The sequence below is a fragment of the Mycobacterium sp. NGS67 genome (assembly GCF_059812185.1).
This window is the reverse complement of the sequence record NZ_JCALCF010000002.1, coordinates 88,933-115,182: the sequence shown is the minus strand read 5'-3', so window position 1 is coordinate 115,182 and position 26,250 is coordinate 88,933. Positions and strand designations below refer to the sequence as shown.

The 26,250-nt window shown below is 66.5% G+C and carries 19 protein-coding genes; 13 read left to right on the top strand and 6 right to left on the bottom strand.

Translation table 11 applies throughout. From position 1 onward, the window contains the following. The first annotated feature begins 17 nt into the window (after window positions 1-17). Window positions 18-1,778, top strand: coding sequence for an N-acyl-D-amino-acid deacylase family protein (locus tag AC5Y4D_RS02050; RefSeq protein ID WP_500036201.1), 1,761 nt, complete (start codon window positions 18-20; stop codon window positions 1,776-1,778). Window positions 1,779-1,788: 10 nt separating this feature from the next. Next, the gene (locus AC5Y4D_RS02045; protein WP_500036200.1) at window positions 1,789-3,081 is read left to right on the top strand and encodes an aromatic ring-hydroxylating oxygenase subunit alpha; all 1,293 of its coding nucleotides are present in this window, start codon (window positions 1,789-1,791) and stop codon (window positions 3,079-3,081) included. Window positions 3,082-3,148: 67 nt separating this feature from the next. On the opposite strand, the gene AC5Y4D_RS02040 is transcribed toward AC5Y4D_RS02045, so the two are convergent. Next, complete coding sequence (locus AC5Y4D_RS02040) at window positions 3,149-6,454, bottom strand: helix-turn-helix transcriptional regulator (protein WP_500036199.1); 3,306 nt, start codon at window positions 6,452-6,454, stop codon at window positions 3,149-3,151. 209 nt (window positions 6,455-6,663) lie between these two features. On the opposite strand from AC5Y4D_RS02040, the gene AC5Y4D_RS02035 reads away from it, so the two are divergent. From AC5Y4D_RS02035 to AC5Y4D_RS02020, 4 genes are read left to right on the top strand one after another with little or no spacing between them, the layout of a single operon-like run. After that, the gene (locus AC5Y4D_RS02035) at window positions 6,664-7,887 is read left to right on the top strand and encodes a cytochrome P450 (protein WP_499943785.1); all 1,224 of its coding nucleotides are present in this window, start codon (window positions 6,664-6,666) and stop codon (window positions 7,885-7,887) included. Next, complete coding sequence (locus AC5Y4D_RS02030; RefSeq protein ID WP_500036198.1) at window positions 7,850-8,710, top strand: PP2C family protein-serine/threonine phosphatase; 861 nt, start codon at window positions 7,850-7,852, stop codon at window positions 8,708-8,710. The genes AC5Y4D_RS02035 and AC5Y4D_RS02030 overlap by 38 nt, the downstream gene beginning before the upstream one ends. A 9-nt stretch (window positions 8,711-8,719) precedes the next feature. Continuing rightward, window positions 8,720-9,370 carry a hypothetical protein gene (locus AC5Y4D_RS02025; RefSeq protein ID WP_499943783.1) on the top strand — a complete coding sequence of 217 codons (651 nt, stop codon included), beginning with the start codon at window positions 8,720-8,722 and terminating at the stop codon, window positions 9,368-9,370. Continuing rightward, window positions 9,367-10,983 carry an FAD-binding protein gene (locus AC5Y4D_RS02020; RefSeq protein WP_499943782.1) on the top strand — a complete coding sequence of 539 codons (1,617 nt, stop codon included), beginning with the start codon at window positions 9,367-9,369 and terminating at the stop codon, window positions 10,981-10,983. Before AC5Y4D_RS02025 ends, AC5Y4D_RS02020 begins: the two co-directional genes overlap by 4 nt. Here the strand turns inward: AC5Y4D_RS02020 and AC5Y4D_RS02015 are convergent. After that, window positions 10,959-11,900: an alpha/beta fold hydrolase gene (locus AC5Y4D_RS02015; protein WP_499943781.1), complete on the bottom strand. Its 942-nt coding sequence runs from the start codon at window positions 11,898-11,900 to the stop codon at window positions 10,959-10,961. The two genes, AC5Y4D_RS02020 and AC5Y4D_RS02015, sit on opposite strands and share 25 nt — an antisense overlap. Before the next feature lie 66 nt (window positions 11,901-11,966). Between AC5Y4D_RS02015 and AC5Y4D_RS02010 the strand changes: the two genes are divergently transcribed. Continuing rightward, window positions 11,967-13,127, top strand: a complete 1,161-nt coding sequence (locus AC5Y4D_RS02010; protein WP_499943780.1) for an NDMA-dependent alcohol dehydrogenase — start codon at window positions 11,967-11,969, stop codon at window positions 13,125-13,127. Between the two features lies 1 nt (window position 13,128). Here the strand turns inward: AC5Y4D_RS02010 and AC5Y4D_RS02005 are convergent, their stop codons facing one another. From AC5Y4D_RS02005 to AC5Y4D_RS01990, 4 genes are read right to left on the bottom strand one after another with little or no spacing between them, the layout of a single operon-like run. Beyond that, a complete protein-coding gene (locus AC5Y4D_RS02005) occupies window positions 13,129-13,911 on the bottom strand; it encodes an SDR family NAD(P)-dependent oxidoreductase (RefSeq protein WP_499943779.1) in 783 nt (260 codons plus the stop codon). Continuing rightward, the gene (locus AC5Y4D_RS02000; RefSeq protein ID WP_499943778.1) at window positions 13,904-15,508 is read right to left on the bottom strand and encodes an AMP-binding protein; all 1,605 of its coding nucleotides are present in this window, start codon (window positions 15,506-15,508) and stop codon (window positions 13,904-13,906) included. Before AC5Y4D_RS02000 ends, AC5Y4D_RS02005 begins: the two co-directional genes overlap by 8 nt. Before the next feature lies 1 nt (window position 15,509). Further along, complete coding sequence (locus AC5Y4D_RS01995; RefSeq protein ID WP_499943777.1) at window positions 15,510-16,259, bottom strand: GntR family transcriptional regulator; 750 nt, start codon at window positions 16,257-16,259, stop codon at window positions 15,510-15,512. Next, a complete protein-coding gene (locus AC5Y4D_RS01990) occupies window positions 16,259-17,869 on the bottom strand; it encodes an SMP-30/gluconolactonase/LRE family protein (protein ID WP_499943776.1) in 1,611 nt (536 codons plus the stop codon). Before AC5Y4D_RS01990 ends, AC5Y4D_RS01995 begins: the two co-directional genes overlap by 1 nt. A gap of 215 nt (window positions 17,870-18,084) precedes the next feature. On the opposite strand from AC5Y4D_RS01990, the gene AC5Y4D_RS01985 reads away from it, so the two are divergent. The 6 genes from AC5Y4D_RS01985 to AC5Y4D_RS01960 all read left to right on the top strand — a co-directional run bounded on the left by AC5Y4D_RS01985 (window position 18,085) and on the right by AC5Y4D_RS01960 (window position 26,248). Beyond that, window positions 18,085-18,930 (top strand): SDR family NAD(P)-dependent oxidoreductase, encoded by an 846-nt coding sequence (locus AC5Y4D_RS01985; protein WP_499943775.1) that lies wholly within the window; start codon window positions 18,085-18,087, stop codon window positions 18,928-18,930. Continuing rightward, window positions 18,930-20,315, top strand: coding sequence for an aromatic ring-hydroxylating oxygenase subunit alpha (locus tag AC5Y4D_RS01980; RefSeq protein WP_499943774.1), 1,386 nt, complete (start codon window positions 18,930-18,932; stop codon window positions 20,313-20,315). Before AC5Y4D_RS01985 ends, AC5Y4D_RS01980 begins: the two co-directional genes overlap by 1 nt. Continuing rightward, window positions 20,312-22,162: a flavin-containing monooxygenase gene (locus AC5Y4D_RS01975; RefSeq protein ID WP_499943773.1), complete on the top strand. Its 1,851-nt coding sequence runs from the start codon at window positions 20,312-20,314 to the stop codon at window positions 22,160-22,162. Before AC5Y4D_RS01980 ends, AC5Y4D_RS01975 begins: the two co-directional genes overlap by 4 nt. Beyond that, window positions 22,163-23,086 carry an SDR family NAD(P)-dependent oxidoreductase gene (locus AC5Y4D_RS01970; protein WP_499943772.1) on the top strand — a complete coding sequence of 308 codons (924 nt, stop codon included), beginning with the start codon at window positions 22,163-22,165 and terminating at the stop codon, window positions 23,084-23,086. Window positions 23,087-23,321: 235 nt separating this feature from the next. After that, window positions 23,322-24,539, top strand: a complete 1,218-nt coding sequence (locus tag AC5Y4D_RS01965; protein WP_499943913.1) for a CaiB/BaiF CoA transferase family protein — start codon at window positions 23,322-23,324, stop codon at window positions 24,537-24,539. A gap of 2 nt (window positions 24,540-24,541) precedes the next feature. Then, entirely contained in the window at window positions 24,542-26,248 is a 1,707-nt protein-coding gene (locus tag AC5Y4D_RS01960; protein WP_499943771.1) for a thiamine pyrophosphate-binding protein, read from the top strand. Window positions 26,249-26,250 lie beyond the last annotated feature (2 nt).

Here is a 26,250-nt window from a genome sequence, read left to right as displayed (position 1 = left end):
GCTGCCCTGGAGGCATCATGTTCGACCTGAAAATCATCGGTGGCACCGTCGTGGACGGAACCGGCGCCGAACGTTATCGCGCCGACCTCGGCATCAAGGACGGAAAGATCGTCGAGGTCTTCCGTCGCGGCACGGATTCCGCGGAACTCGCCGGCGAGGCCGCCGAGACCATCGACGCGACCGGACGTGTGGTGGCGCCGGGATTCGTCGACATCCACACCCACTACGACGGACAGGTCAGCTGGGACAGTTCGCTGGAACCGTCCAGTGGACACGGGGTCACCACGGTGGTCACCGGCAACTGCGGCGTCGGCTTCGCGCCGGTGCGACCGGGAACCGAGGATTGGCTGATCAGCCTGATGGAAGGCGTCGAAGACATTCCCGGCACCGCGCTCACCGAAGGCATCACCTGGGGTTGGGAGACCTACCCCGAGTATCTCGACGCCATCGACAAGCAGCAGTTCTCGATCGACGTCGGCAGCCAGGTCGCGCACGGCGCCATCCGCGCCTACGCGATGGGCGGTCGGGGTGCCCGCAACGAGCCGGCCACGCCCGAGGACATCGAAGCGATGGGTCGTCTGGTCACCGAGGCGGTCGAGGCGGGCGCACTCGGGTTCTCGACGTCGCGGACGATGGGGCACCGCGCCATGGATGGCGAACCCGTACCCGGCACTTTTGCCGCCGAAGACGAACTGTTCGGCCTGGGTCGGGCCATGGCCGCGGGCGGCCAGGCGGTCTTCGAACTCGCCCCGCAGGGCTCGGCGGGGGAGGACATCATCGCACCCAAGAAGGAGCTCGAGTGGATGCGGCGGCTCGGCGCCGAGATAGACCGTCCGGTGTCGTTCGCGCTGATCCAGGTGGATGCCGACCCCGGGTTGTGGCGGGAGATGCTGGATCTGTCGGCGGATGCACACTCCGCAGGCGCCCGCCTGTACCCCCAGATCGCGGCGCGTCCGTTCGGCATGATGATCGGCTTCCAGGGGCACCACGGGTTCAGCCACCGGCCGACCTACCGGCGACTGAAAGCCGAGTGCGGCCGCGAGGAGCTCGCGCAGCGGCTGGCCGACCCCGCGGTGAAGGCCGCGATCCTGGCCGAGGACGATCTTCCGGTTGATCCGTCCCTGTTGTTCGACGGCATGTTCGCCCTGGTGCAGCACTCGCTGCACCGGCTTTACGCGCTGGGGAACCCGCCCGACTACGAGCCCACGCCGGACCGCACGGTGCAGGCGATCGCGCAGGCGCGCGGCGAAGACCCGCTCTCGACGCTCTACGACCTGATGCTGGAGCGGGACGCGAGCGCGATGCTGATGCTGCCGTTGTTCAACTACGCCGACGGCAACCACGACGCGATCCGGGAGATGCTGCTGCATCCGGCCGGTGTGCTGGGCCTGTCGGACGGCGGCGCGCATTGCGGAATGATCTGCGACGCCTCCTATCCCACGTTCCTGCTGACGCACTGGGCGCGTGACCGGCGCCGTGGGGACAAGTTGTCACTGGAATACGTGATCCGCAAGCAGGCCCGCGACACCGCGCATCTGTTCGGCCTCACCGACCGCGGCACCATCGAGCGCGGCAAGAAAGCCGACCTCAACGTCATCGACATGAACGCGCTGACGCTGCACCCTGCGGCGATGGCGTGGGACCTGCCGGCGGGCGGAAACCGAATCCTGCAGGGCGCCAGCGGATACGACGCGACGATCGTCAGCGGCACCGTGACCCGCCGCAAGGACGTCGACACCGGCGCCCGGCCGGGACGATTGGTGCGTGGCGCGCGTTAGGGTTTCGTCTGTGGACGTGATGGCGGGCAACCCGGCCCGGGTGCGCGACGAGGACGCGATCGGCGACCCGCCGGCGTCTCCGACCCTGGTGCCCGCCGAGCGCTATTATTCACCGGCGTTCGCCGCTTTGGAGATCGAGCGGATGTGGCCGAGGGTTTGGCAGGTCGCCTGCATGGTGGACCACGTCGCCGAGTCGGGCGACTACTTCGAATACCGTTGTGGCCCATACGGAGTGCTGATCGTCCGCGGTGACGACGGGGTGTTGCGCGCCTTCCAGAACGCGTGCCGCCACCGCGGCAACTCGCTGTGCGTCGGCTCGGGTTCAGGGCTGCGCGAACTCAAGTGCGGGTACCACGGCTGGACGTGGGACCTGGCCGGGATGCTCAAGCGGGTGCCCAACCGCAAGGGCTTCGGGTCGTTGAAGATGTCCGAATTCCCGTTGCTGCCCGCCGCTGTCGACACCTGGGGAGGCATGGTCTTCGTCAATCTCGATGTCGATGCGATGCCGTTGATCGAATACCTGGACGCTGTTCCGGCCGACATCGCCTGGTGCAACATCAGCGACTTCCGTTGCTACGCAACGTTGACGGTCGAGGTCGAGGCCAACTGGAAGACGATCGCCGACGGGTACAGCGAGACCTATCATATCCAGACACTGCATCCGGAGTTGTTGCGCTGCGTCGACGATATTCATGCGCCGCAACAGATTTGGGTGCACGCGGGTAAGTCCGATCAGCCGTACGGGGTGCAGAGCCCACGGTTCGAGGGTGCCCTGACCGACGAGGAGGTCTGGGACGCTTACGTGTACACCCAGGGCGCGCTGATGGGAGCGGCGGAGGGCACGCCTTTTCCCGAGCGCACGGGGGATCAGACCGTCGCCGACCTGATCGCGGCCCGCACCCGGGAATTCGCGGCCGGACGCGGGGTGGATCTGGACTGGGCCGACACCGACCGCATCACGCGCCTGCACCAGTACAACGTGTTCCCGAACATGACGTTCCTGGTCAACGCCGACCACCTGACGATCATGACGTCGCGGCCCGGCCCGGATCCGGACCACGGCGAGTTGACCATGTTCCTGATGACTCGGATGCCACCGGGAGCGCCGCGCAACAAGCCCACCGATATGCGGATGTCGGCCGCCGACGCCGAACCGGGAATCGTTCTGACCCAGGACATCCGGGTGTTGCCAGGTTTACAGCGCGGCCTGCATCAGCCCGGCTTGACGCACCTGGTGTTGTCCAACGAGGAACGTCGAGTGATCAACATGCACCGCAACCTGGAGCGCTACCTCGACCTTTAAGCGCGAGCAGACGCAAAAGCGCCCCAAAACGGCACGTTTTGGGTGCTTTTGCGTCTGCTCGCGGGAGTTAGTGACGCGCGGCTTCCTGGGCGAGTTGGACACGGGACGTCAGGCCCAGCTTGGTGTAGACGTGGGTGAGGTGGGTCTCGACGGTGCGCGGTGAGACGAAAAGCCTTGCGGCGATGTCCTTGTTGCCCAGGCCGTCGCTGACCAGCCGGACGACGTCGAGTTCGGCCGGGGTCAGCGAGCCCCAGCCGGTGGACGGGCGTTTGCGCTCGCCGCGGCCGCGCCGCGCATAAGCGATCGCCTCCTCGGTGGAGAGCCCGGCTCCTTCTACGCAGGCTACGTCGAAGTCGTTGTCTCCCATCGCCTCTCGCAGCGCCGCAACCGAGGCTTCGTAGTCGGGCTGATGGATTGCATACCGCACCTCGCCGGTGCGCTGGCGGATACCCGCGGCCGCGCCGAAGAGTCGGGCCGCTTCCACATGGCTCGCACCTCGCGCGGCCAGCCCGGCAAGTCCCTCGAAGACATCGGGCGCGCCCAGCTGCGCCCCGGTATCGGAAGCACACGCCAAAGCCTCATTCGCATAGCGCTCGGCGGCTGCCCAATCGTTCTCGGCGAGAGCCACGCGGACACGGGCATTCAACGCGAGCATCCGGAAATATCCCGCGGTCACCGACACCGCCTGATCGGCCCAGAGGCGGGCCGTGCCGATGTCGCCTGTCGTGCGCTCGGTGTCAGCTCTCCACATCAGGTTCGTCGACGAAAAGCCGGCATCCGGTATCCGGCCGTAGGCCTTTGCCAGAGCGTCCTTGGCGGCCACGGCGTCTCCCGCGGCCAGGTGCGCTGCACCCAGCGCCAGATAACCGAGTCCCTCGATGGACGCGCCGAGCTCGGCGGCGGACTCGATCGCCGCCTCCGCGGCAGCGAGCGCCGCGATTGTCTTGCCCTGCCACCCGAGCACAAAGCTTTGCGCAATCAGGGCGTTGAACCTGGTCAGCAAGTCGCCGGCCGCATCAGCGTCGGCGAGTACATCGCGGACCTCGTCCTCAGCGCCCTGCAGGTCGCCACGCATCGTGCGCCCGCCGGCAATACCGTACAAACGGCACTGGCCCGAGGCGACCCGGTCACCGATCGCGTCGGCAAGTTCGCGCCCTTCGGCGGCCGCGTGCTCCGCGATCGAGCTGCCGGCCATAGACGCCGCATAGGCTTGGAAGCCGAGTAGCTGGCTCAGTCTCCAGTTGTCGCCCAGGGCGCGCGCCAAATCGATGGCTTCGACGAAGAATGTTTCTGCCTGCTCTGGGTTCAAAGCGGCCGCGGTAGCGACGCAGCCAGTGAGGGCACGGACCAGCAGCACAGGGTCGTCGAGTCGGCGAGCGATCGCGAGCGCTTCGGTGGCCTGTTCCATCCGCGCCGGCAGACCGAGCCAGCCGTCGAACAAGGCCGCGTCGCCCAGCGTTCGCGCCAGCACCGCCGGTGCGACCTCGCGATCAGCGGAGTCCGCGTCGGCGAGCGCCTCGTCGATCCACCTCATTCCTTCCCGCAGGCGGCCGCGCGTGAGCCACAGCGGCTGCAGCGACGTCGCGAGCTGCAAGGCCGACTCGATGTCACCGTTGTCGCGGCTCCAGGTGAAAGCCCCGCGCAGGTTGTCGATCTCGGATTCTGTTTGCTCGACCCGGTGCTGGTGGCCGGTGGCGGCGGGCGCGTCGAGCACGGCAGCCATCGCCAGGTAATAGTCCCGGTGACGTGCCCGCACAGCGTCCTCCTCGCCGGATTCACCGAGCTTTTCCGAGGCGTACTGGCGCACGGTCTCCAACAGGCGATAACGCATCTGACCGCCGGTGTCGTCGGCCACCACCAGTGACTTGTCCACCAGCAGAGTGAGCTGGTCGAGGACCTGGTACCGCTCGATCCCGGTGTCTCCGGCGACAGCACGCGCGGCGGCGAGGTCGAATCCACCCTGGAATGCGGCGAGGCGTCGGAACAGCACCCGCTCGGAGTCGGTCAGCAGCGCGTGCGACCAGTCCACCGACGCGCGCAACGTCTGCTGGCGACGCACGGCGAGGCGCCCGCCGCCGGTCAGCAACCGGAAGCGGTCGTGCAGGCTGTCGACGATCTCGTCGAGTGACAACGCCCGCACTCGCGCCGCCGCCAATTCGATGGCCAGCGGCATGCCGTCCAGGCGACGGCAGATCTCCTTGATTGCAAGGACTTTGGCGTCGGCTATGTCCAGATCGGATCGCACCCGCCGCGCCCGATCGACAAACAGCGCGACCGCATCGTCATCCAGCGACAGGGACGGCACCCGCCAGGTCACCTCACCTGGCACGTCGATCGGCTCGCGACTGGTCGCCAACAACGTCAACCCGGGGCATGGGGTCAGCAGCGCGACCGCCAGTGCGGCAACCGCGTCGAGAAGGTGTTCGCAGTTGTCCAGCACCACCAACATTTGACGGTCTGCTATGAACCGGGTCAACGCTTCGGTAGTGGAACGGCTCGGTTGATCGGCCAAACCGAAGGCACCCATCATCGCGTCCGGCACCAGATCGGCATCGGTGATCGGCGTGAGGTCGACATACCAGGAGCCGTTGCCGAAATCGGCGGCTACCTGCCCCGCCACCTGGATGGCAAGCCGGGTCTTACCCACGCCGCCGGCACCGGTCAGGGTGATCAGCCGGTTGCCTGCAAGGATCTGCTTCACCCCGTCGATCTCGGCGCCCCGGCCGATGAAGTTCGTCAGTTGAACCGGAAGATGTTCAGCGCCAACGTGTCTGGATGTTTTGAGCGGCGGGAAGTCGTTGTTGATGTCGGAGTGGCACAGCTGGGCCACCCGTTCGGGACGCGTGATTCCGCGCAGTTCGTGCCTGCCGAGGTCGGTCAGCCACGCATCGGGCGGCAGCGAGTCTACGACGATGTCTTCGGTGGTGCCGGACAGCACCGTCTGGCCGCCGTGGGCGAGATCGCGCAGCCGCGCCGTCCTGTTGATGGTCGGGCCGACGTAGTTTCCCTCATCCCGTAGCTGCACCTCACCGGTGTGCAGGCCGATGCGTAACCGGATCGGAGCGAGCGGCGCCCGCTGCAACGCCAGTGCGCACGCAACCGCAGCGGTGGCGCGGGCGAACGCGACCACAAAGCTGTCGCCCTCGCCTTGCTCCACGGGCCGCACCCCGCCGTGTACGACGAGTAGTTCGTCCAGCACCCGGTCCAAACGGGCAACAGCCGCCGTCATCTCCTCCTGTTGGGTTTCCCACAACCGCGTGGAGTTCTCGACGTCGGCGAGCAGCAGCGTCACCGTGCCGGTTGGCAGCTCACCCACGACCAACTCATTCCAGGTCAACGACGGCGGATCCGCACGTGGATCAGTCTCGGTCATGCTAGCCAGCATCCGCTGGCGAAGGGCTGCAAAACATCGTGGAAACCCCGTAGCGGGGGCGCATTCACTCTGCGCTCAGGGCGAACCCTGCTCGCGCTTTCGTCGCCGTAGCCGCAGATACGCCGTCTTCGGATTTCCGCGTTCTCCCCGATGATGCGCGGCCCCGAACACCAGATAGTCGATTTCGAACCGACTCGAGGAGGATCTCCATGACCGTCACGACCCAGTGCCCCGGTGTTTTCGAAGCCGGGCTTCCGACCGTCGACTACGAATCCGCCCAGCACCCAGACGACGCTCACGCGATCATTCAGCGCGTCCGCGCGGAGTCGCCGATCGCCGTCGGCGCCTACGGACCCGAGTTGCTGAGTTACGACCTCGTCCACACCGCACTCCGCGACCCGCGTTTCCGGGTACCGCAGGGCATGTTCCTTGCGGCGCAGGGAATTACGTCCGGACCGCTGTGGGACCGCATCGGCGATCTCATCATCAGTCTCGACGGCGAACAGCACCATCGGCTGCGCCGACTGGTCAGTAAAGCCTTCACACCCAAGGCGACGGCACGGTTACGCACGACGATCGTCGACATCATCACCGGGTTGGTCGACAGCGTGAGCGCGAGCGGGCGATGCGACGTCGTCACCGACATCGCCCGGCAATATCCCATTCCGGTCATCTGCGCATTGATCGGCGCGCCACCCGAGGACTGGGAGCTGATTTCGGACTGGGCCGATGACATCATGGAGGCCTTCGGCTGGAACGCCGCGAGCCAGGCGCCGCAAATTCTGGCAGCGTGGGAGGCATTCGACGCCTACCTCGACGAGATGCTCGCCTACCGGCGCCGGGCACTCAAAGACGACCTGATCTCCGAGCTGATCCGCGCCGAGGACGACGGCGACCGCCTCAATGGCGATGAACTGCGCAACATGGTCGCCGCGTTGCTGCTGGCAGGTACCGACACTACCCGCTTGCAACTGGCTGCGGCGGTGCACGTGCTCTGCGATCACCCCGACCAGTGGGCACTGCTGGGCCGGCAGCCTGAACTCGCCGCCGGCGCCGTCCACGAGTTGATCCGTCACTCGCCGATGTCGTTCGTCACCTTGCGCATCGCCGTACAGGACGTCGAACTCGCCGGCGTCACGATTCCGGCGGGCACCATCGTCGTCGTCAACACCGGCGCCGCCAACCGCGACCCCGCCGTCTACGACGATCCCGACCGTCTCGACATCACCCGCGTGGGAGCCGCACCGATGCAAACGTTCGGCGGCGGCGCGCACTACTGCCTGGGCGCCAACCTGGCCCGTCTCGAGTTGGCCGAAGCGCTGGCGGTGATGACCCGGCGGATGCCGAATGCCCGACGCACCGGGCCCGCCCTGTGGAACCGGGTGAGCGCGTTGGGTGGGCCCGTCACCCTGCCGATCGAATTCGACACCTGACAGCCAGGTATCGTGCTCACCCATCGACACAGACCGTGACCCCACGCTGCCGGAGAACGCGAACGCGCCCGGCGGTGACACGACATCCGGCAAGGTCCAGTTCGCGGGTCTGAGTGACGTGGGTCGACTGCGCGCCACCAACCAGGACCATTGGGGCGTCGACGCCGATCAGTCGCTGTTCATCGTCGCCGACGGGGTGGCCCGCAGCACCGACGGCGCGCTGGCCGCCCACCTGGTTGTCGAACTGTTGCCCACCTATGTGGCCCGCCATCTCAAGCCGGACGACGACGCCACAGCCGAGTTACTGGGACAGGCAATGATCGACTACTGCAACGACTTTCGCACCTACGCGGCCACCGACACCCGCGCCGCCGGCGCCAACACGACCGTGGTGGCTGCCGTCGTCGCCGGGTCACGCGCACTGCTGGCTCACCTCGGCGACAGCCGCGCATATCTGTTCCGCGACAACAAGATCGAACAGCTGACCCGCGATCACAGCGTGATTCAGGACCTGATCGACGCGGGCGAGGTCTCGCCCGAGGAGGCCGAACAACACCCCACCCGCGCCATCCTGACCCGGCACGTGGCGATGATTCCGGATCCGTTGCCCGACACCGCCACCGTGGATCTGCTGCCGGGTGATCGGATCCTGCTGTGCAGCGACGGATTGCACGGTGTCCTCGACGACGCCACTCTGGCCGCGATTCTCGACTCGGATCCCGAACCGTCGGATGCGTGCGCAGCCATGATCGCCGCGGCCAACGAGGCCGGCGGGCCGGACAACATCACCGCGCTGGTTGTCGATATCTCCGACGATCAATAGCCTTACGCGATGACAAGTCGCTTGGCCGTGATGGCGGCCCTGCTCACCGCACTGATTGTGCCCGTCGCCGGGTGCTCGACTTCGAGCCGACCTGCTGCTACCAGCACCAGCGCGTCGGCCCCGTCGAATCGACCGGCAACCACCACGCCCACGACGTCCGCACCCGAAGGGCCAAGGCGCCACGGAACGGCCGACGGCCTGTCCATCACCCTTGCTCCGCAAGGCGACACGACCATCAGACCGGGCGGGCGGCCGCTGTCCTTCAACGTCGCGCTGCTCAACACCACCCCGGCCGACATGAGCCAGATCGGATTGGTGGTGTCCCTGGGTCACTGCGGCTGCGGCTCACCCGAGGAACACATGATGCCGCTCGGGTCGTTGCGCATGCTCGACCCGAACACAAACAAGTGGGTCGTCGCTCCCTACAACCGGCAGGCAGGCGGAATGGACTTCCTGCTGCAGACGCTGGTGCCGCCGTTCGACCTCAAGGCCGGGCAGATCGTCAACTATCAACTCGAGTTGCAGCTCGACGCGCACCAGGACTTCACCGTCGGCAAAGGTGACGGCGCCGTCAACGTCACCAGGACCAACGTCGGCACCCATGATCCGATCGGCCCCAATCCCGCGGCGGCCCTTCGGTTTTCGGTGGAACCATCATGAGGGATGAGGGGCACTGGTCCGAATCCGCCGACGTCGTGGTGGTCGGCTTCGGGGCGGCCGGAACGTGCGCGGCGATCGCCGCGCGGGAAGAAGGCGCCGACGTCGTCGCCGTCGATCGCGCCAATGGCGGTGGCTCGACCGCGATTTCGGGTGGAATCATCTACGCCGGCGGCGGTACCTGGGTTCAGCAAGAGGCCGGCGTCGAGGACACCGCCGAGCAGATGCTGGCCTACCTTCGCCTCGAGGTCGGCGATGCCGTCAGTCCCGAAACCTTGGAGTCCTTCGTGGCGGGCAGCCCGGAGATGATCCGCTGGCTCAGCGAACGCGGCGTGCCGTTCGACTCAACGTTGTGCCCCTACAAGACGTCGTACCCGAACAACCGCTACTACCTGTACCACTCCGGCAGTGAGAACGCCGGCGCCTTCCGCAGCCGCACCCCGCCCGTCCAGCGGGGACACCGGGTGAAGGGCAAAGGCACCTCCGGCAAGGAGCTGTATGCGCCGCTGGCGAGATCCGCACTGGCCCTAGGTGTTCAATTCCATCCGCACACCATCGTCACGGATTTGGTGCAGGACTCGGCCGCCCGGGTGACCGGGATACGTGCCATGACGATGCGCGATGCGCCGCCCCGCATCCGGCAGGTGTACTCCCGGTTGGCCGCGCTGTCGACCAAACCCGGTATCTACTACCCACCGCTGCGCACTCAGATGGAACGACGGCTGCGAGGTCTCGAGCGCCGGTACGCACGCCCGATACAGATCGAAGCGCGACGCGGCGTAATCCTCTGTGCCGGCGGCTATATGGCGAACAACGAGTGGATCCAGCGGTACGCGCCGCAATACGCCGGGGGTCTGCAGCTCGGCACCAGCGGTGACGACGGCAGCGGTATCGCGCTGGCGCAGAGCGTCGGCGCCGTCACCGAGCGGATGGACAATGTCTCGGCGTGGCGATTCATCACGCCGCCAAGCGCTTTCATCAGCGCGATCATCGTCGACGAGCAGGGCCGGCGCATCATCGACGAGACCCGCTACGGCGCGGCGGTCGGACACGCCATGGTGCGACACCACGACGGCAAGGGCTGGATCCTGGCCGACGCTGATCTGATGAAAGAAGCACGACGGCAGATGATTTCGCAACCGTTGTGGTTTCAGCGCGGGCAATCGGCCGCGCAGATGCTGCTCTCGTCGTCCAAAGGCGCTTCACTGCGCGAGGTCGCCGAACGCGCCGGCATCGACCCCGACGGACTGACAGCCACCGTCGATGCGCACAACCAGGCGTTCGATGCCGGTGACCCGGATCCGGTCGGGAAGCCAAGCGATTTCGTGCGCCGCATCAGCACGCCCCCGTACACCCTGCTGAACATTTCGATCCGGCCGAATCTGTTCAATCCGACCCCGATGCTGACCCTTGGCGGTATCCGGGTGGATGAAGCCACCAAAGCGGTGCTCGACGGATCGGGCGCACCGATTCCCGGCCTGTACAGCGCGGGACGCACCGCGACCGGGATCTGCTCCAACTCCTACGTCAGCGGACTGTCGCTGGCCGACTGCGTGTTCGGCGGCCGGCGCGCAGGCACGCATGCCGCCGCTCAGCGGTTGGTGCCGGACCGCTGAATCACCAGCTCGACGGCGGCCGCGACGAGGTCGGGTTGGTGGATCTGGACGAAATGGTCACTGCCGGTGGCCTGCACGTGGGGTGTCTGCGGCCGCAGACCGACGAGTTTGGCGGTGGCGTCGCGCCAGGCCTGTTCGAGCTTGGCGGCTTTGTCGGCCGGCAGGTCCGGCGGGATCAGGAACGGTTCGGTCCGGGTCAGGACGACGGTGGGGATGGCCGGGAACGGTGCTGCCGCGGCGACTTGGGCGACACTGGCGTCGATGTCGATCTCCTCGAACCACTTCGGGTCCCCGATCTGCGCGGGCGGTGCGTCCAGTTCGCGCCGATAGTCGGGCCAGTCGGGTCCCATCAGGTCGGGGATTTCGATGCCGAACGCGTCGACGAACACCATCGCGCGCACCTGGTCCGGGTAGGTCTGGGCATACAACCGCGCGAACAGGCCGCCCAGCGAGTGCCCGGCAAGCACGTACGGGCCCGGCACGTGCGCGGCGTCGAGCAGCGTGTGCAGGTCGGTGACCACGTCGCGTGCGGTGCGCGGCATGGGCACAGGTGAGCTGCTGTCGACGACGACGGGCGGATCGGAGAAGCGCAACGTACCGGGCCGGTCGTAGGCACAGACACGATGTTCACGGGCAATCGTGGACAGCACCGCGGGACCGGTCGCCGGAGCGGTCGCGTCGGACTTGCTCCACGGATCCGACGAGTTGTGGTAACCGGATTCCAGAATGACCGTCGGGGCGCCCTGGCCGCGGCACTCCAGATAAAGGTGCCGTCCGTTGCCGATCTCTACCGGACCGGCGATGTCACCCGGGGCGAGCGGCGCGGGCCGGCTGCCCGCAGGTTTGCCGGCGCAACCCGTCAAAGCGAGAAGCAGCGCAGCGATCAACAGGGATTGGCGGAGACCCGATGCCAGCATTGGGCCATTGTGTCGGGTGTGCGCACCGGCGCGTAGGTTGAGCCTCACGTCACCACGGAGGATGCAATGAAATGTCGTGCCGCTGTGCTGCGGGGGGTCGGTGAGCGTTGGGAGATCGTCGAAATCGATCTCGGCGCGCCGCGCACCGGTGAGGTCCTGGTGCGGATGGCCGTCGCGGGTGTCTGCCATTCCGATGACCACCTGATCACTGGTGATGTGGTGCCGACGCCGGAAGTGCTGGCCGCGAGCGGAATGGTCGCGCCGGACTGGTTTCCGCTGTTGGGTGGTCACGAAGGCGCCGGCGTCGTCGAAGAGGTCGGTCCCGGCGTGACGACGGTGCAGCCCGGGGACCGGGTGGCGATGTCTTTCATCCCCGCATGCGGGAACTGCCGATTCTGCGTCAACGGCCAGAGCTACATCTGCGACGCCGGCGCCAGCCTGTTCGCTAAAGAGATGCCCACCGACGGAACCTGTCGTCGTCACCTCGACGGCGAAAAGCTGTTGGCTTACGGCCAACTCGGCACGTTCGCCGAATACGCGGTGCTGTCGGAACGGTCCGTCATCAAGATCGACGACGCGATTCCCTTTCACGCCGCCTCGCTGGTGTCGTGCGGCGTCAGCACCGGCTGGGGTTCGGCGACGGTGTCGGCGGGGACCGAGCCGGGCGACACCGTTGTCGTCATCGGCACCGGCGGTGTCGGGATGAACTCGCTGCAGGGTGCGCGCGCCGCGGGGGCAACTTATATCGTCGGAGTCGATCCCGTTGACACCAAGCGGGATTCGGCCAAGATCTTCGGCGCCACGCATACCGTCGCCAGCTGCGAGGAGGCGATCCCACTCACCGAAGCCCTCACCGCCGGGGTGATGGCAGACCGCGTCATCGTGACAGCCGGCGTGGTGCATGTGGACCTGATCCCGTTGGCGATGCGGCTGCTGCGCAAGGGCGGTACGTGCGTGGTCACCGGCATCACCCCGTACAGCGAACCCTTGGTGCCGCTGGTGTTGCAGGAGATGGTGCTGTCGGCCAAACAGCTCAAAGGGGTGCTCTACGGCGGGATGAATCCACGCACCAGCGTGCCGAAGCTGCTGTCGATGTATCGCGCCGGGACCCTGAAACTCGACGAGTTGGTCACCCGCCAATACCGGCTCGACGACATCAACGAAGCCTTCGAGGACCTGCGCGACGGCCGGAACATCCGCGGCATCATCGAGTTTGGCGACCTGTGAGTCAGCGGGCGACCCATTCCGATGTCAGCGCGAATTCGGAGAGGTACTTCGTCGCGCTCCAGCCGCCGTCTACGACTATCGTCTGCCCGTTGATGAAACTCCCACCCGGTGAGCACAGGAACGCGACGGTGCTGGCGATGTCGTCGATGCTGCCCAGCCGCTGATGGGGCGTCATCTCGGTGTTGATCTTGCGGAATCGCGGGTCTTCCAAACGCTTTTCGGTCATCGGCGTCACCGCCACCCCCGGCGCGACCGCGTTGCAACGAATGCCTGACGCCCCGTATTGACAGGCGATGTGGGTGGTCAGCGCGGTCAGTCCGCCTTTGGCAGCGGAGTACGCGCCGCCGCGGAGACCGCCGATGACAGCGAAAGTCGACGTGACGTTGATGATCGCCGCTCCGGCCCGCATGTGGGGCAGCACGTCGCGGGCCAACCGGAACGGGGCACGCAGCATCAGATCCAGGAAATAGTCCAGCGTTTCGTCGTCGGTTTCGTGTAGTGGCTTGGGACTGCCCACCCCGGCGTTGTTGACCAGGAAATCGATGCGGCCCCACCGATCTACCGCACGTTCCACGATGCGCCGCGGTGCGTCGTCGTCGGTCAGATCGACAGCCAGCGTCGCGACCCGGTGCGGATCGTCGATGGCGTCCTCCAGCTCCGCCAACCGCTCGTCGCTGCGCCCGGTGCCCAGGACCGCCATTCCCATCTCGGCGAGTTTCGTCGCGCACCCGAAACCAATGCCACTGCTTGCTCCCGTGACGATTGCGACCTGCATCTCAGCCATCCTTCTGCACCAGCACCGCTCTGATCTGATGCTTGAGAACTTTCCCCGCATCGTTTTTGGGCAACGCATCCCAGATGAAGACCTGTTCTGGCGCTTTGAATTTCGCGACACCCATCCGTTCGAGCATCGACCTCAGACTTGCGACGTCCGGTGGCTGCGGGCCGGCTGGCACGATCACCGCGCACGCCCGTTCCCCGGTGCGCTGGTCGGGAACCCCGACGACCGCGATTTCGGCGATGCCGTCGTGGCCGACGAGCCAGTCTTCGACTTCTTTGGCCGAAATGTTCTCGCCATTGCGCACGATGATGTCCTTGGCCCGACCGGTCACGACGAGGTACCGGTCCTCGACCCAACGGCCCAGATCACCGGAGCGGAAAAACCCGGCGGCGTCGAAGCAGTCGCGGTCGTCCTCCGGATGCCGGTAACCGACCAGCATCTGCGGACCGCGCAGACAGATCTCCCCTTCGCCTGCTGGCGCGGCGGGGTGGGCGGCGAGCGTGATCTCGGCGATGCCGGGTCGTCCGTCGGTGTCTGCGGCGTACCCCGCTTCGTCGGGGCGCGGTGCGCCGACGGTCGCGACGGGCACCTCGGTGCAACCGTAGACCCGGGTGATCACCGCCCGCTCGAAATGAGCGGCGGCACGGCGGATCAGCGTCGGTGACACCGCGGCACCCCCGCAGATGAACACCCGCAAATGGGGCAGGCGGTTGCCGGTACTGTCGGCGGCCGCCAGAAGTTGCTGCAGAAAAGGTGTCGCCCCGGCCATGTGAGTGCACCGCTCACCGTCCATCAGCGCCAACGCCGTTGCCGGATCCCACTTGTCCATCAGTACCGCGGTGGTGCCCAGCAGCAGCGGGCACTCGACCGCGTAGATCGAGCCGCCGATGTGGGCGACCGGGGACGGCACCAAAAAGGTGTCGCCCGGCTCGACGGCCCAGGCCTCGCGGATCTGGCGGATCAGTGCATGGATCGAGTTGTGGCTGTGCAGAACACCTTTGGGGCGTCCCGTGGTACCTGATGTGTACAGCACCAGGCGCACGGCGTCGGGGTTCAGCTCCGGTAGCGGCTCCGGTTCGGGATCGCTTAGCTGCAGCAACGCCGAAAACGGTGTGTGCGAGCCGGAATCCCCACGCACCACCACCACCTCGGGGGGCGAGCTCATCGCGGCCGCCACCCGGTCGAGCATCCCCGCGTAGTCGTGACCGCCGAATTGCCCCGGGACGAAGATCATCCCAGCCCCGACGTCTTCGAGGATCACCCGCAGATCGTGATCCCGCAGCGACGGCAGGATCGGGTTGACCACCATCCCGGCCAGCGTCGCGGCCAAATACACCACGGCGGCCTCGTGCCAGTTCGGCAACATGAACGACACCACGCTGCCGGTCGGCAGGCGGGACAGCAGTGCGCCCGCCAGGGTGGTCGCCTGGTCGTAGAGCGTCGCGCAGTCCAGTCGGACATCGTTGTCCACCAATACTATTCGCTGGGGAGAGCTGGCCGCGGCAGCGCGGATCGAGTCCGCCAGCGTGGTATGCACCCACAACCCGCGCCGGTATGCCTCCGCCGCGCGGGCCGGGTCCTGATGCGCCCGGACCGTCACCTCAACCGGCGTATCCAGTCACGCGGCGCATGGTGATCGCGTACCGAAAGCTCGACGACAGGTGCGTGTTGACGGTCACCTGCGCGATCTCGCCGTCCGAGGTTTTGTACGTGCGCCGCATCTGCAGCGCCGCCGTTCCCGTCTCGACGCCGAGCGGGCCGGCTTCCTCGGGTGGCAGCAGCACGGCGGCGATCTCCTGCTGCAACTCGGCGATACTGACGCCGAACAAGTCCTCGATCAACGGGAACACCGGGCCGGTGTGCCGTTGCAGGAGCCTGCCGACCGCGGCGAATGCCCGGTTGATGTAGTACTCCGCCCGGCACAGCGGCACCGACGCGTCGTCGGCCTGCCGGTAGCCCCGCACCGACAGCCACTGCGTGCCGACGTCGAGTCCGGTGCGGCCGGCAAGCTCGCCGTCGATTGTCACCATCGCGTTGGACTCGATGGTGAGCTGCGCCCCGGAGGCGAAGGCGAGCAGGTCGTCGATCGACATCACGTCCTGCGCATAGGAACTCGCCGTCGCCCGGGGTACCACGCGGGTGCCCGCGCGTGGCCGCGACGCGACGAGGTTGTCTTCACGCAGCCGCCGCAGCGCTTCGCGCACTGTGTAGCGGCTGACGGCGAATCGCTCGCACAACTGCTGCTCGGTCGGCAGTTGCGAGCCCACCGGATACACGCCGTCGACGATCTCCTTGCGCAGGGTGCGCGCGATCTGCAGATAACGGTGATCGTTCGAGATGGCCTGGGACATCACGGCCCGTCCGGTGACGGGCGCAGGGCCAGTACGCTGCCGTCGGCGTCGGCCGAGATGAACAACGTGCCGTCGGGCGCGGCCGCGATGCCGGCGAAGGGTCCCTGGGGTCCGGAGAACGGCGGCATGCCCTTCAACGGTTTGGCGACCACACCCGGCGCAGGTCCGACCGGCAGGCCGGACACCAGGGTGCGCCGCGCATTGGTCTGCAGATCGTAGGAGATCAACTGCTTGGCTCCGGAGTCGACGATGTACAACACACCGTCGCGCACCAGAATGCCTTCCGGGCGTTGCAGATTGGTGACGACGGCCTCGGCATTCAGGCCACCGACTTTCACCACTTGCCCGGCGCCGGCCTCCGCGGTCAGACACGCTCCGTCGGCGTCGATTGCGACCCCGATCGGTTCGCGCAGCCCGGTCGCGAGCACCTCTGTGTGTCCCGACCGCACGGACAGCACCCGCCCGGTGCCGAACTCGGCAACGATCACCCCGCCCGGCACGACCGCGACACCATAGAGTTGGTCGAAACCCTCGGCCAGTACTTCGCTTTCGTTCGCGGCCGGTCGGTAGCGGGTGACCTGTCCGATGGAGGTGGTCACGATGAACTCACCGGGTCCGCTGACGTCGACGCCGCGCAGGAATCCCGGATAGCCGGGACTGAACAGCATCGCCACGGTCTGCAGGGAGCCGCCGGGCTCAGCGGCGTAGAAGTACGTGCCGTCGGCGATGTAGAGCCGCCCATCGTGGCCGACGGTCAGATCCAGCGGCCAGTTCAGGCCACCCGGCAACACCATCCGCATCCCACCGTCCGGGGACAGCTCGGTGATCTCGCCGGTGAAGTTGGACACGAGCAGCTTGTCGTCGACGAAGGTGCAGTTGTCCAGGCCCGGATTGAGTTGGGCCAGCACCTGTTTGGCGCCGCTGCGCGGATCGATGCGCAGCACCTGTCCACTGGCCACCTGGGTCGAGACGATGAAGCCCTGCGCGTCGAACTTGACCGAGTCGGGTACCCCGAGATCGCCTGCGACGACCTGGGCTTCGCCGCCCTCCGGATCGACGCGCCAGATCTCGTTGGCGCCCATCACCGGGAAGTACAGCAGTCCGTCCGGACCGACCTCCATCGCGTTGGGCATCGGCAGGTTCTCCAACAGCAACCGGGGCGGGCCGCCGTTGAGATCCAGTTCCAGCAGCCGGCCACCTTCCCGGCACTCGTTGATGAACAACCGGTCCTGATAGACGGTGATGCCGTTGGCCGACGGAAGATCGTCGCGCAGCAGACGAGTTCCCCCGGCGGGATCGAGCATGCTCACCCGACCGTCCATCACCTCGGTCGCATAGAGGTTCCCGTTGGTGTCGAACGCGACGTCGTCGGGCGCGATGATGTCGCCACCCTTGGCGCTGACCGTTGTCACCAGTCCGGTGCGGTGATCCAATGCGCTGATCTGACTGCCGGTCACCTGCGCGATGTAGATGCGGCCGTCCGGGCCGGTTCGCAGACCGTTGGCGCCGAATAGACGACTCGGCGGGGTGACCCGTTCGAGTCGCCAGCCCTCGGCGACTTCGACCGGGTGCGCCAGTGCGTACCGCGAGGGCTGCGCCATCAGAGCCATGGTCCCGCTCGGATCCTTCCGCTTCGAAACACGTGCGTCGTCGGGACGTTATCAAGATGCAGCTAGTCCAGACAATAGCTGCGTAAGCAGCTGCCCTCATCTTGACAGGCCCGTCTCACGATCGGAATAGTGTTCTCGTATAGACAGAATGCCATATTTTGTCCGGACAAAATGGCGGCAGCGACTTTCGCCCGGCCGCAGCAACGGAAGCAGGTATGGAGGACTTCCTCAGACTCGACGGTCGCATCGTGGTAGTTTCCGGCGCCGGCGGCGGCGGTATCGGCACCACGGTGACCGCGATGACGGCCCGTGCGGGCGCCACCGTGATCGCGGTCAGCCGATCGCAGCAAAACCTCGACGAGCACGTCGCACCGCTGGCGCGCGAAGGTCTCGCGGTCATCCCTGTCGCGGCCGACGCGTCCACCGACGAAGGCATCGAGTCGATCATGGAGCAGGTGCGGCGTACCGACGGCAGCCTCTACGGTCTGGTCAACGTCGCCGGCGGCGCCGCGCCATCGACGTGGATGCCGTCCACCCGGGTCGCGCGCAGCGACTGGCGCCAGATCTTCACCGACAATCTCGAAACGGCGTTCTTCATGAGCCGCGCCGTCGCAGCCGAACTCGTTGCGCAGCAGCTACCCGGATCGATCGTGTCGATCTCGTCGATCAGCGGCATGAACAGCGCTCCCTTCCACATCGCCTACGGCACAGCGAAAGCCGCGGTCGTCGCCATGACGCGCACGATGGCTGTCGAGCTCGCACCGTCGGGCATCCGGGTCAATGCGGTCGCGCCGGGGGTCACCGAGACCGCGGCCTCGCGCACCTACACCGAAGCGGACCCCGAACGGGATCAGCGGGCGATCGCCATGGGCAGGCGGGGCCGCCCCGAGGAGCAGGCCGGCGCCATCCTCTTCCTGCTCTCGGAGCTGTCGGGCTACATCACCGGACAGACGCTGCTCGTCGACGGCGGGCTCAACCTCAAATGGAACCATCTGGGTGCCGACAACACGTCGCTGTTTCTCAAAGACGAATCCTTCCGCGCGTCGATTAGGAGGATGTGATGACCGATGTCGCGAAAGACGTGAATTCTGCTGCGGCCGAGGAACTCTCGACCCCGATGACCATCGGTGTCGACGCATACATCAGCGCGGACTATGCCCGAGCCGAGCGCGACAAGCTGTGGCGGAAGGTCTGGCAGCAGGTCGGCCGGGTCGAAGAACTGCCCGACGTGGGCAGCTACCTGACCTACGACATTCTCGACGACTCGATCATCGTGGTGCGCACCGGCGAGCACGAGTTTCACGCGCACCACAACGTCTGCATGCACCGCGGCCGTCGCTTGATCGACACCCCCGAGGGCGCCAAGAACGCCCGCGGGCGCGCCCGCAAGTCGTTCGTCTGCGGCTTCCACGGCTGGACCTACAGCCTGGACGGGGCATGCACCCACATCCGCGAGCAAGACGACTGGCAGGGGACGCTGTCCTCCGACAACACCCGACTGCGCCCGGTCCGAGTCGACACCTGGGGCGGTTGGTTGTGGATCAACATGGACCCCGACTGCGAGCCGCTGGCCGATTACCTGTTTCCCGCCGCCAAGATCCTCGACCCGTTCGGCCTGGAGAACATGCGCTGCAAATGGCGCAAATGGCTGTCCTTCGACTGCAATTGGAAGGTCGCGCTCGAGGCGTTCAACGAGACCTACCACGTTTTCACCACGCACCCGGAATTCAACAAGTTCGGCGAATTCAAGGGCTGGGCCAAGGCGCAGGGCCGGCACAGCAACATCGGCTATGACGCTCCGAAGGACATGGAGGCCACCAAGTCCAAGATCCGCCTCGGCATCGGCACCGATCCGCGTGTGTCGACCGCGGAGATGCAGATCTACACGATGGAGGAGACCAACGCCACCACCACCGAGACGCTGGTGAAAGCCGCCAAGCGTCTGGTGGACGAACTGCCCGAGGGGACACCGGCCGACAAGGTGCTCGAACACTGGTTGGCCTCGGCACGCCGAGACGACGAAGCGCGCGGCGTGGTCTGGCCGACGATTCCGGCCGACATCCTGGGTCAGGCCGGTACCGCGTGGCAGATCTTTCCGAACTTCCAGATCGGGCAGGGCCTGACCAGCGCGCTGTGCTACGGCGCGCGGCCGCACCCCAGCTACAACCCCGACAAATGCATCTTCGAGGTCTCGGTCTTCGAGCTGTACCCGAAAGGTCAAGAGCCGCAGACGGAGTGGGAGTACACCCCGGTGGGTGACCCCAGGTGGCGATCGGTGCTGCCGCAGGACTTCTCCAACATGGCCGCGGTACAGCAGGGCATGAAATCCCTTGGCTTCCCGGGCACCAAGCCCAACCCGTACCGCGAACGCAGCACCGTCAACCTCCACTACCAACTGGCGAAATACATGGGTACCGGCGAACCGCAGGAGCTTCGAGACAAATGACACTATTCGAGACCTGCGGACCCACGCGGACCCCCGACGACATCGACATCGACGCGCTGCGAGAGAAGTACCGGATAGAGCGCGACAAGCGTCTTCGCCCGGAAGGGTCCAAGCAGTACCTGGAACTCGCGGGCGACTTCTCGGAGTTCTCGGAGGTCGATCCGCACACCCCGGTGACGCCCCGAACGCCGATCGACGAGAACATCGAAGTCGCGGTTCTCGGTGGCGGCATCACCGGCCTGCTGGCCGGCGCCTACCTGAAGAAGGCGGGCGTCGACGACGTCCACATCATCGAGATGGGCGGAGACTTCGGCGGGGTCTGGTACTGGAACCGCTTCCCGGGCATCCAGTGCGACAACGACGCCTACTGCTACATCCCCATGCTGGAAGAACTCAACTACATCCCGTCCAAGAAGTTCGCCGACGGCGCCGAGATCTACCAGCACTGCCAGCGCATCGCAAAACATTTCGGTCTCTACGACGGTGCGATCTTCTCGACCCAGGTGCGCGAGGCGCGCTGGGACGAGTCGATCAAGCGGTGGCGCTTGAGCACCAATCGCGGCGACGACATCCGGGCCCGGTTCGTGGTCATGGCGCAGGGCTCGTTCAACCGTCCGAAGCTGCCCGGCATCCCAGGAATCAAAGACTTCCAGGGACACATCTTCCATTCCGCCCGTTGGGATTACGACTACACCGGTGGGGATGCCAACGGCGGACTGCACAAGCTGCACGACAAGCGGGTCGCGCTGGTCGGCACCGGTGCGACCGGGGTCCAGCTGGTACCCCACCTGGGCCGAGATGCGCAGCATCTGTACGTCTTTCAGCGCACCCCCTCGTCGGTGGACCTGCGCGGCAACGTGCCCACCGACCCGCAGTGGGCGGCAGCACTGCAGCCGGGCTGGCAGGAAGAACGCAAGCGCAACTTCCACCGTTGGTCGCCGCTGGGGGAGGGCGCGGTGTTCGACGAACCGGACATGGTCTGCGACTTCTGGACGGAGCTGGGGCGCAACCTGACCGCGCGAATCGCCGCTTCCGAGGATCCGACCGCGCTGAGCATCGAGCAGATCATGACCTTCCGCGAAGAAGAGGATTACAAGGTCATGGAGCGACTGCGGCGTCGTGTCGAGGAGGTCGTCGAGGATCCGGCGACCGCCGAGGCCCTGAAGCCGTACTACCGCTTCATGTGTAAGCGTCCCTGCTCCAACGACGAATACCTGCCGACCTTCAACCGTCCGAACGTCACGCTGGTCGACGTGTCGGAATCCAAAGGGGTGGAACGGCTTACCCCGAAGGGGATCGTCGCCGGCGGCGTCGAGTACGAGGTGGATTGCGTGATCTTCGCCAGCGGTTTCGAGATCACCACGGACATCAGCCGGCGGTACGCGCTCGACGCGATCGAGGGCCGCGGCGGCCTGTCGCTCTTCGATCACTGGCGCGACGGATACAAGTCGCTGCACGGCATGACGAGCCGCGGCTTTCCCAACCAGTTCTTCACCGGCTTCATCCAGGGCGGGGTGGCCGGCAACACCACCGCGATGCTCGAGCAACAGGCCGAACACATCGCCTACATCATCTCCGAGGCAACAGCGCGCGGTGCGGCGACCGTCGAACCGAGCCAGCAAGCCCAGGACGACTGGGTCCAGACGATCCGCGAAACCTCCATCGACGCATCGGAATTCGCGATCTCCTGCACACCCGGCTACTACAACAACGAGGGCGGCGGGGGTGGGGAAGGCATTCGTTCGGCAATCGGGGACCCCTACATGCCGGGCTTCTACGTCTTCGACGAACTCCTCGCGCAATGGCGCGCCCAAGGCGACCTCTCCGGCCTGGTTCTCGGTAAATAGGTGGCTGACTTGCGATTCGACGGCAGGGTGGCGGTTGTCACCGGCGGTGGGCGCGGGTTGGGCCGCAGCTACGCCACACTGCTCGCGGCCAGGGGGGCGGCGGTCGTCGTCAACGATCCCGGCGGTGGTCTGACCGGTGACGGTGGCGACGGCGCTCCGGCCTCTCAGGTGGTGCGCGAGATCGTCGCCGCCGGCGGTCACGCCGTCGCCAACACCGACTCCGTGGCCACCGCAGCCGGCGGCAAGGCGATCATCGACGCGGCGCTCGACACCTATGGCCGCCTCGACATCCTGGTGCACAACGCCGGGATCGTGCGCCGCGCATCGCTCAAAGAGATGAGCTACGAAGACTTCGAGGCGGTGCTCGACGTCCATCTACGTGGGGCCTTTCATGTTGTGCGGCCTGCGTTTCCGGTGATGTGCGCCGCGGGCTACGGCCGCATCGTCCTGACGTCGTCCATCGGCGGGCTGTACGGAAATCACGGGGTGGCCAACTACGCGGTCGCCAAAGCCGGTGTGATCGGGCTGTCCCACGTCGCCGCTCTGGAGGGGGCGGCCGAGGGAGTGAAGAGCAACGTGATCGTGCCGGCGGCCGTGACGAGGATGGCCGAAGGCATCGACACGTCGGCATATCCGCCGATGGAACCTGAACTGGTGGCGCCGGTGGTGGGCTGGCTGGCGCACCAGTCCTGTTCGGTGACAGGCGAAGTGCTGATCGCGTTGGCCGGTCGGGTAGCCAGGGCCGTCGTCGCCGAAGCGCCTGGTGTGTATCGGCCCTCGTGGTCGATCGAGGATGTGGACGCCGCTATCGAGGCGATCCGCGACACGTCGAACCCGGTCGTGTTCCCGGTGGTGCCGGACGGGCACGGTGAGCACATCCGCTACAGCTTTTCGATGGCCGCCCAGGACGCGCGCCGTGCCTAGCGGCGATCGCAAGCGCGGCGATAGCCGGGCGCCGCGGGTCGCCGCCAATGGACCTAGCGGCGATCGCAAGCGCGGCGATAGCCGGGCGCCGCGGGTCGCCGCCAATGGACCTAGCGGCGATCGCAAGCGCGGCGATAGCCGGGCGCCGCGGGTCGCCGCCAATGGACCTAGCGGTGATCGCAAGCGCGGCGATAGCCGGGCGCCGCGGGTCGCCGCCAATCGACCTAGCGGTCCACTGGCCGGCATCCGCGTCATCGACCTCACCGCGATGGTGATGGGGCCGTACTGCACGCAGATCATGGCCGACATGGGTGCGGACGTCGTCAAAGTTGAACCGCCACAAGGCGACAACACCCGCTATATCTCGGTGGGCCCCGCACCGGGCATGAGCGGGGTGTTCGTGAACGTCAACCGCGGCAAGCGCAGTGTCGTGCTGGACCTGCGGACCGACGCCGGGGCGCGGGAACTGCGGATGCTGATCGAGACCGCGGACGTCTTCATCCACTCGATGCGCGCCAAAGCCATTGCCAAGCTCGGATTCGGCTACGACGACGTCGCCGCCATCAACCCGGCGATCGTCTACACCAACTGTTACGGGTACGGCCGTCGCGGACCCGCCCGTGACCGGCCGGCCTACGACGACACCATCCAAGCCGAATGCGGCCTGCCGGCTGTCCAGCAGCAACTCACCGGCGAGGCCGACTACGTCGGGACCATCATGGCCGACAAGATCGCCGGGTTGACGGCGCTGTACGCGACCACCATGGCTTTGTTCCACCGGGAGCGCACCGGGACGGGTCAGGAAGTCGAAGTCGCCATGTTCGAAGCCATGGCGTCGTTCATGCTCGTCGAACACGCCAACGGTGCGCTGTTCGATCCGCCCCTGGGACCGGCGGTATATCCACGCACCGTGGCACCCAACCGTCGTCCGTACCGCACCAGCGACGGCTTCGTCGCCGCGCTGATCTACAACGACAAGCACTGGAACGCGTTCATGAACTCGGTACGGCCCCCGTGGGCCGACGAGTCGTACTCGACGCTGGAGCAGCGCGCGCGTCAGATCGACACCATCTACGGATTGGTGGCCGAGACCATGAAGGAACGCACCACCGGTGAGTGGCTGAGGCTGTTCGACGAACTCGAGATCCCCGCCGCCCCGCTGAACGAACCCGGCGCGTTGTTCGACGACCCGCACCTCAACGCCGTCGGCATGTTCGAGACCGTCGACACCCCGCACGGACCGGTGCGTTTCCCCGGCGTGCCCACCTGGTTCTCCCAGACGCCCGGCCGCGTTGCAGGCCCGGCACCAGAACTGGGCGCCCACACCGAGGAAGTGCTCGCTGAAATCGGCGCGCGCAAACGCAACAACTCCCCCAATGGCCTGCCCGATGGGGAGTTCACACTCCCCCGCAAGCGGGCGGTACCCCCGGCCCGCGAAGGAAAGGAAGTCTGACCATGACCGTGCCCGTGTACAAACGGATCCTGGATCTGTTCGAAGCCGAAGGTGTGCGCACGATTTTCGGCATCCCCGACCCGAACTTCGTGCACATGTTCCACGAGGCGGACGCGCGTGGCTGGTCGGTGGTGGCACCGCACCACGAGTTGAGCGCCGGGTTCATGGCCGAGGCGGTGTCGCGGATGACCGGCCAGCCCGGCCTGTGCATCGGCACCCTGGGCCCCGGTGTCGCCAACATCGCCGGCGCGATGATGTGCGCCTTGGTGGAGAACTCGCCGGTGATCTTCCTCGGGGGTCAGCGAGCCCGCATCACCGAACGGCGGGTGCGCCGCGGCCGAATCCAATTCGTGCAACAGGAAGGTCTGTTCACCCCGTCGGTCAAATACAGCAGCTCGATCGAGTACGCCGACCAGACCGACGAGATCGTCCACGAAGCGATCCGCCGATCGATGTCCGGTACCCCGGGACCGTCCTACATCGAGTTCCCGTCGCACGTGATCCTCGAAGAGCTCGACGTCGCCGACCCGTTGCCGCCCAACAGGTATCGCCTCGTCAACCAGGGCGCCGGAGCGGGTGAGGTCGACGAAGCCGTCCGGTTGATCCGGGCGGCCAAGAGCCCGATCCTGCTGGTGGGACACGGCGTGCACACCTCCCGCACCGGGGCGGCGGTCAAGGAACTCGCGGACCTGATGGCCTGCCCGGTGATTCAGACTTCCGGCGGCACATCGTTCATCGCCGGGCTGGAGGACCGCACCTTCGCCTACGGCTTCTCACCGGCCGCTGTCGAGGCAGTGGTGCAATCCGACCTGTGCCTGGCGCTCGGCACCGAACTCGGCGAGCCGAGCCATTACGGCAGGACGCGGCACTGGGCGAAGAACAACGCCGAACGCAAATGGATTCTGGTCGAGCAGGATCCGGTTGCGATCGGTGTGAACCGTCCAATCGACGTGCCGTTGGTCGGGGACCTGCGCGGCGTCGTCCCCCAGCTCGTCGACGCGCTGCGCGACAATCCGCGCCAGCCCTCCGCTGACCTCGATCGCTGGATTCGGGAGGACGCCGAAGAACTCGCCCAACTCGCGGAGAATGCGCCCAGCGGGCGAACCCCGGTGCATCCGGCCCGCTTCGTCGTCGAGGCGACCCGAGCCTTCCCCGAAGACGGCATCCTGGTGCGCGACGGCGGGGCGACTGTGATCTTCCAATGGACCTACTCGCAAGCCAAGCCGCACGACGTGATCTGGAATCAGAACTTCGGCCATCTCGGCACCGGTCTGCCGTACGCGGTGGGCGCGTCGGTCGCCGACGGCGGCAAGCGCCCGGTCATGCTGCTGACCAGTGACTCCGCGTTCCTGTTCCATATCGCCGAATTGGAAACCGCTGCGCGGCACAATCTTCCGCTGGTGTGCGTGGTCGGCGTCGACCACCAGTGGGGGCTGGAGGTAGGCGTCTACAAGCGCACGTTCGCCCAGCCGTCGGCGCAACCCGGGGTGCACTGGAGTAAGGACGTGCGATTCGACAAGATCGCCGAGGGATTCGGTTGCCACGGTGAGTATGTCGAGAAGGAGGACGAGATCGGCCCCGTCATCGCGCGGGCCTACGCCAGCGGCAAGACAGCCGTGGTTCATGTTTGCATCGACCCGAAGGCAAACTCCGAAGAGATGCCCAAGTACGACGAATTCAGAACGTGGTACGCCGAAGGCACCCAGTGATG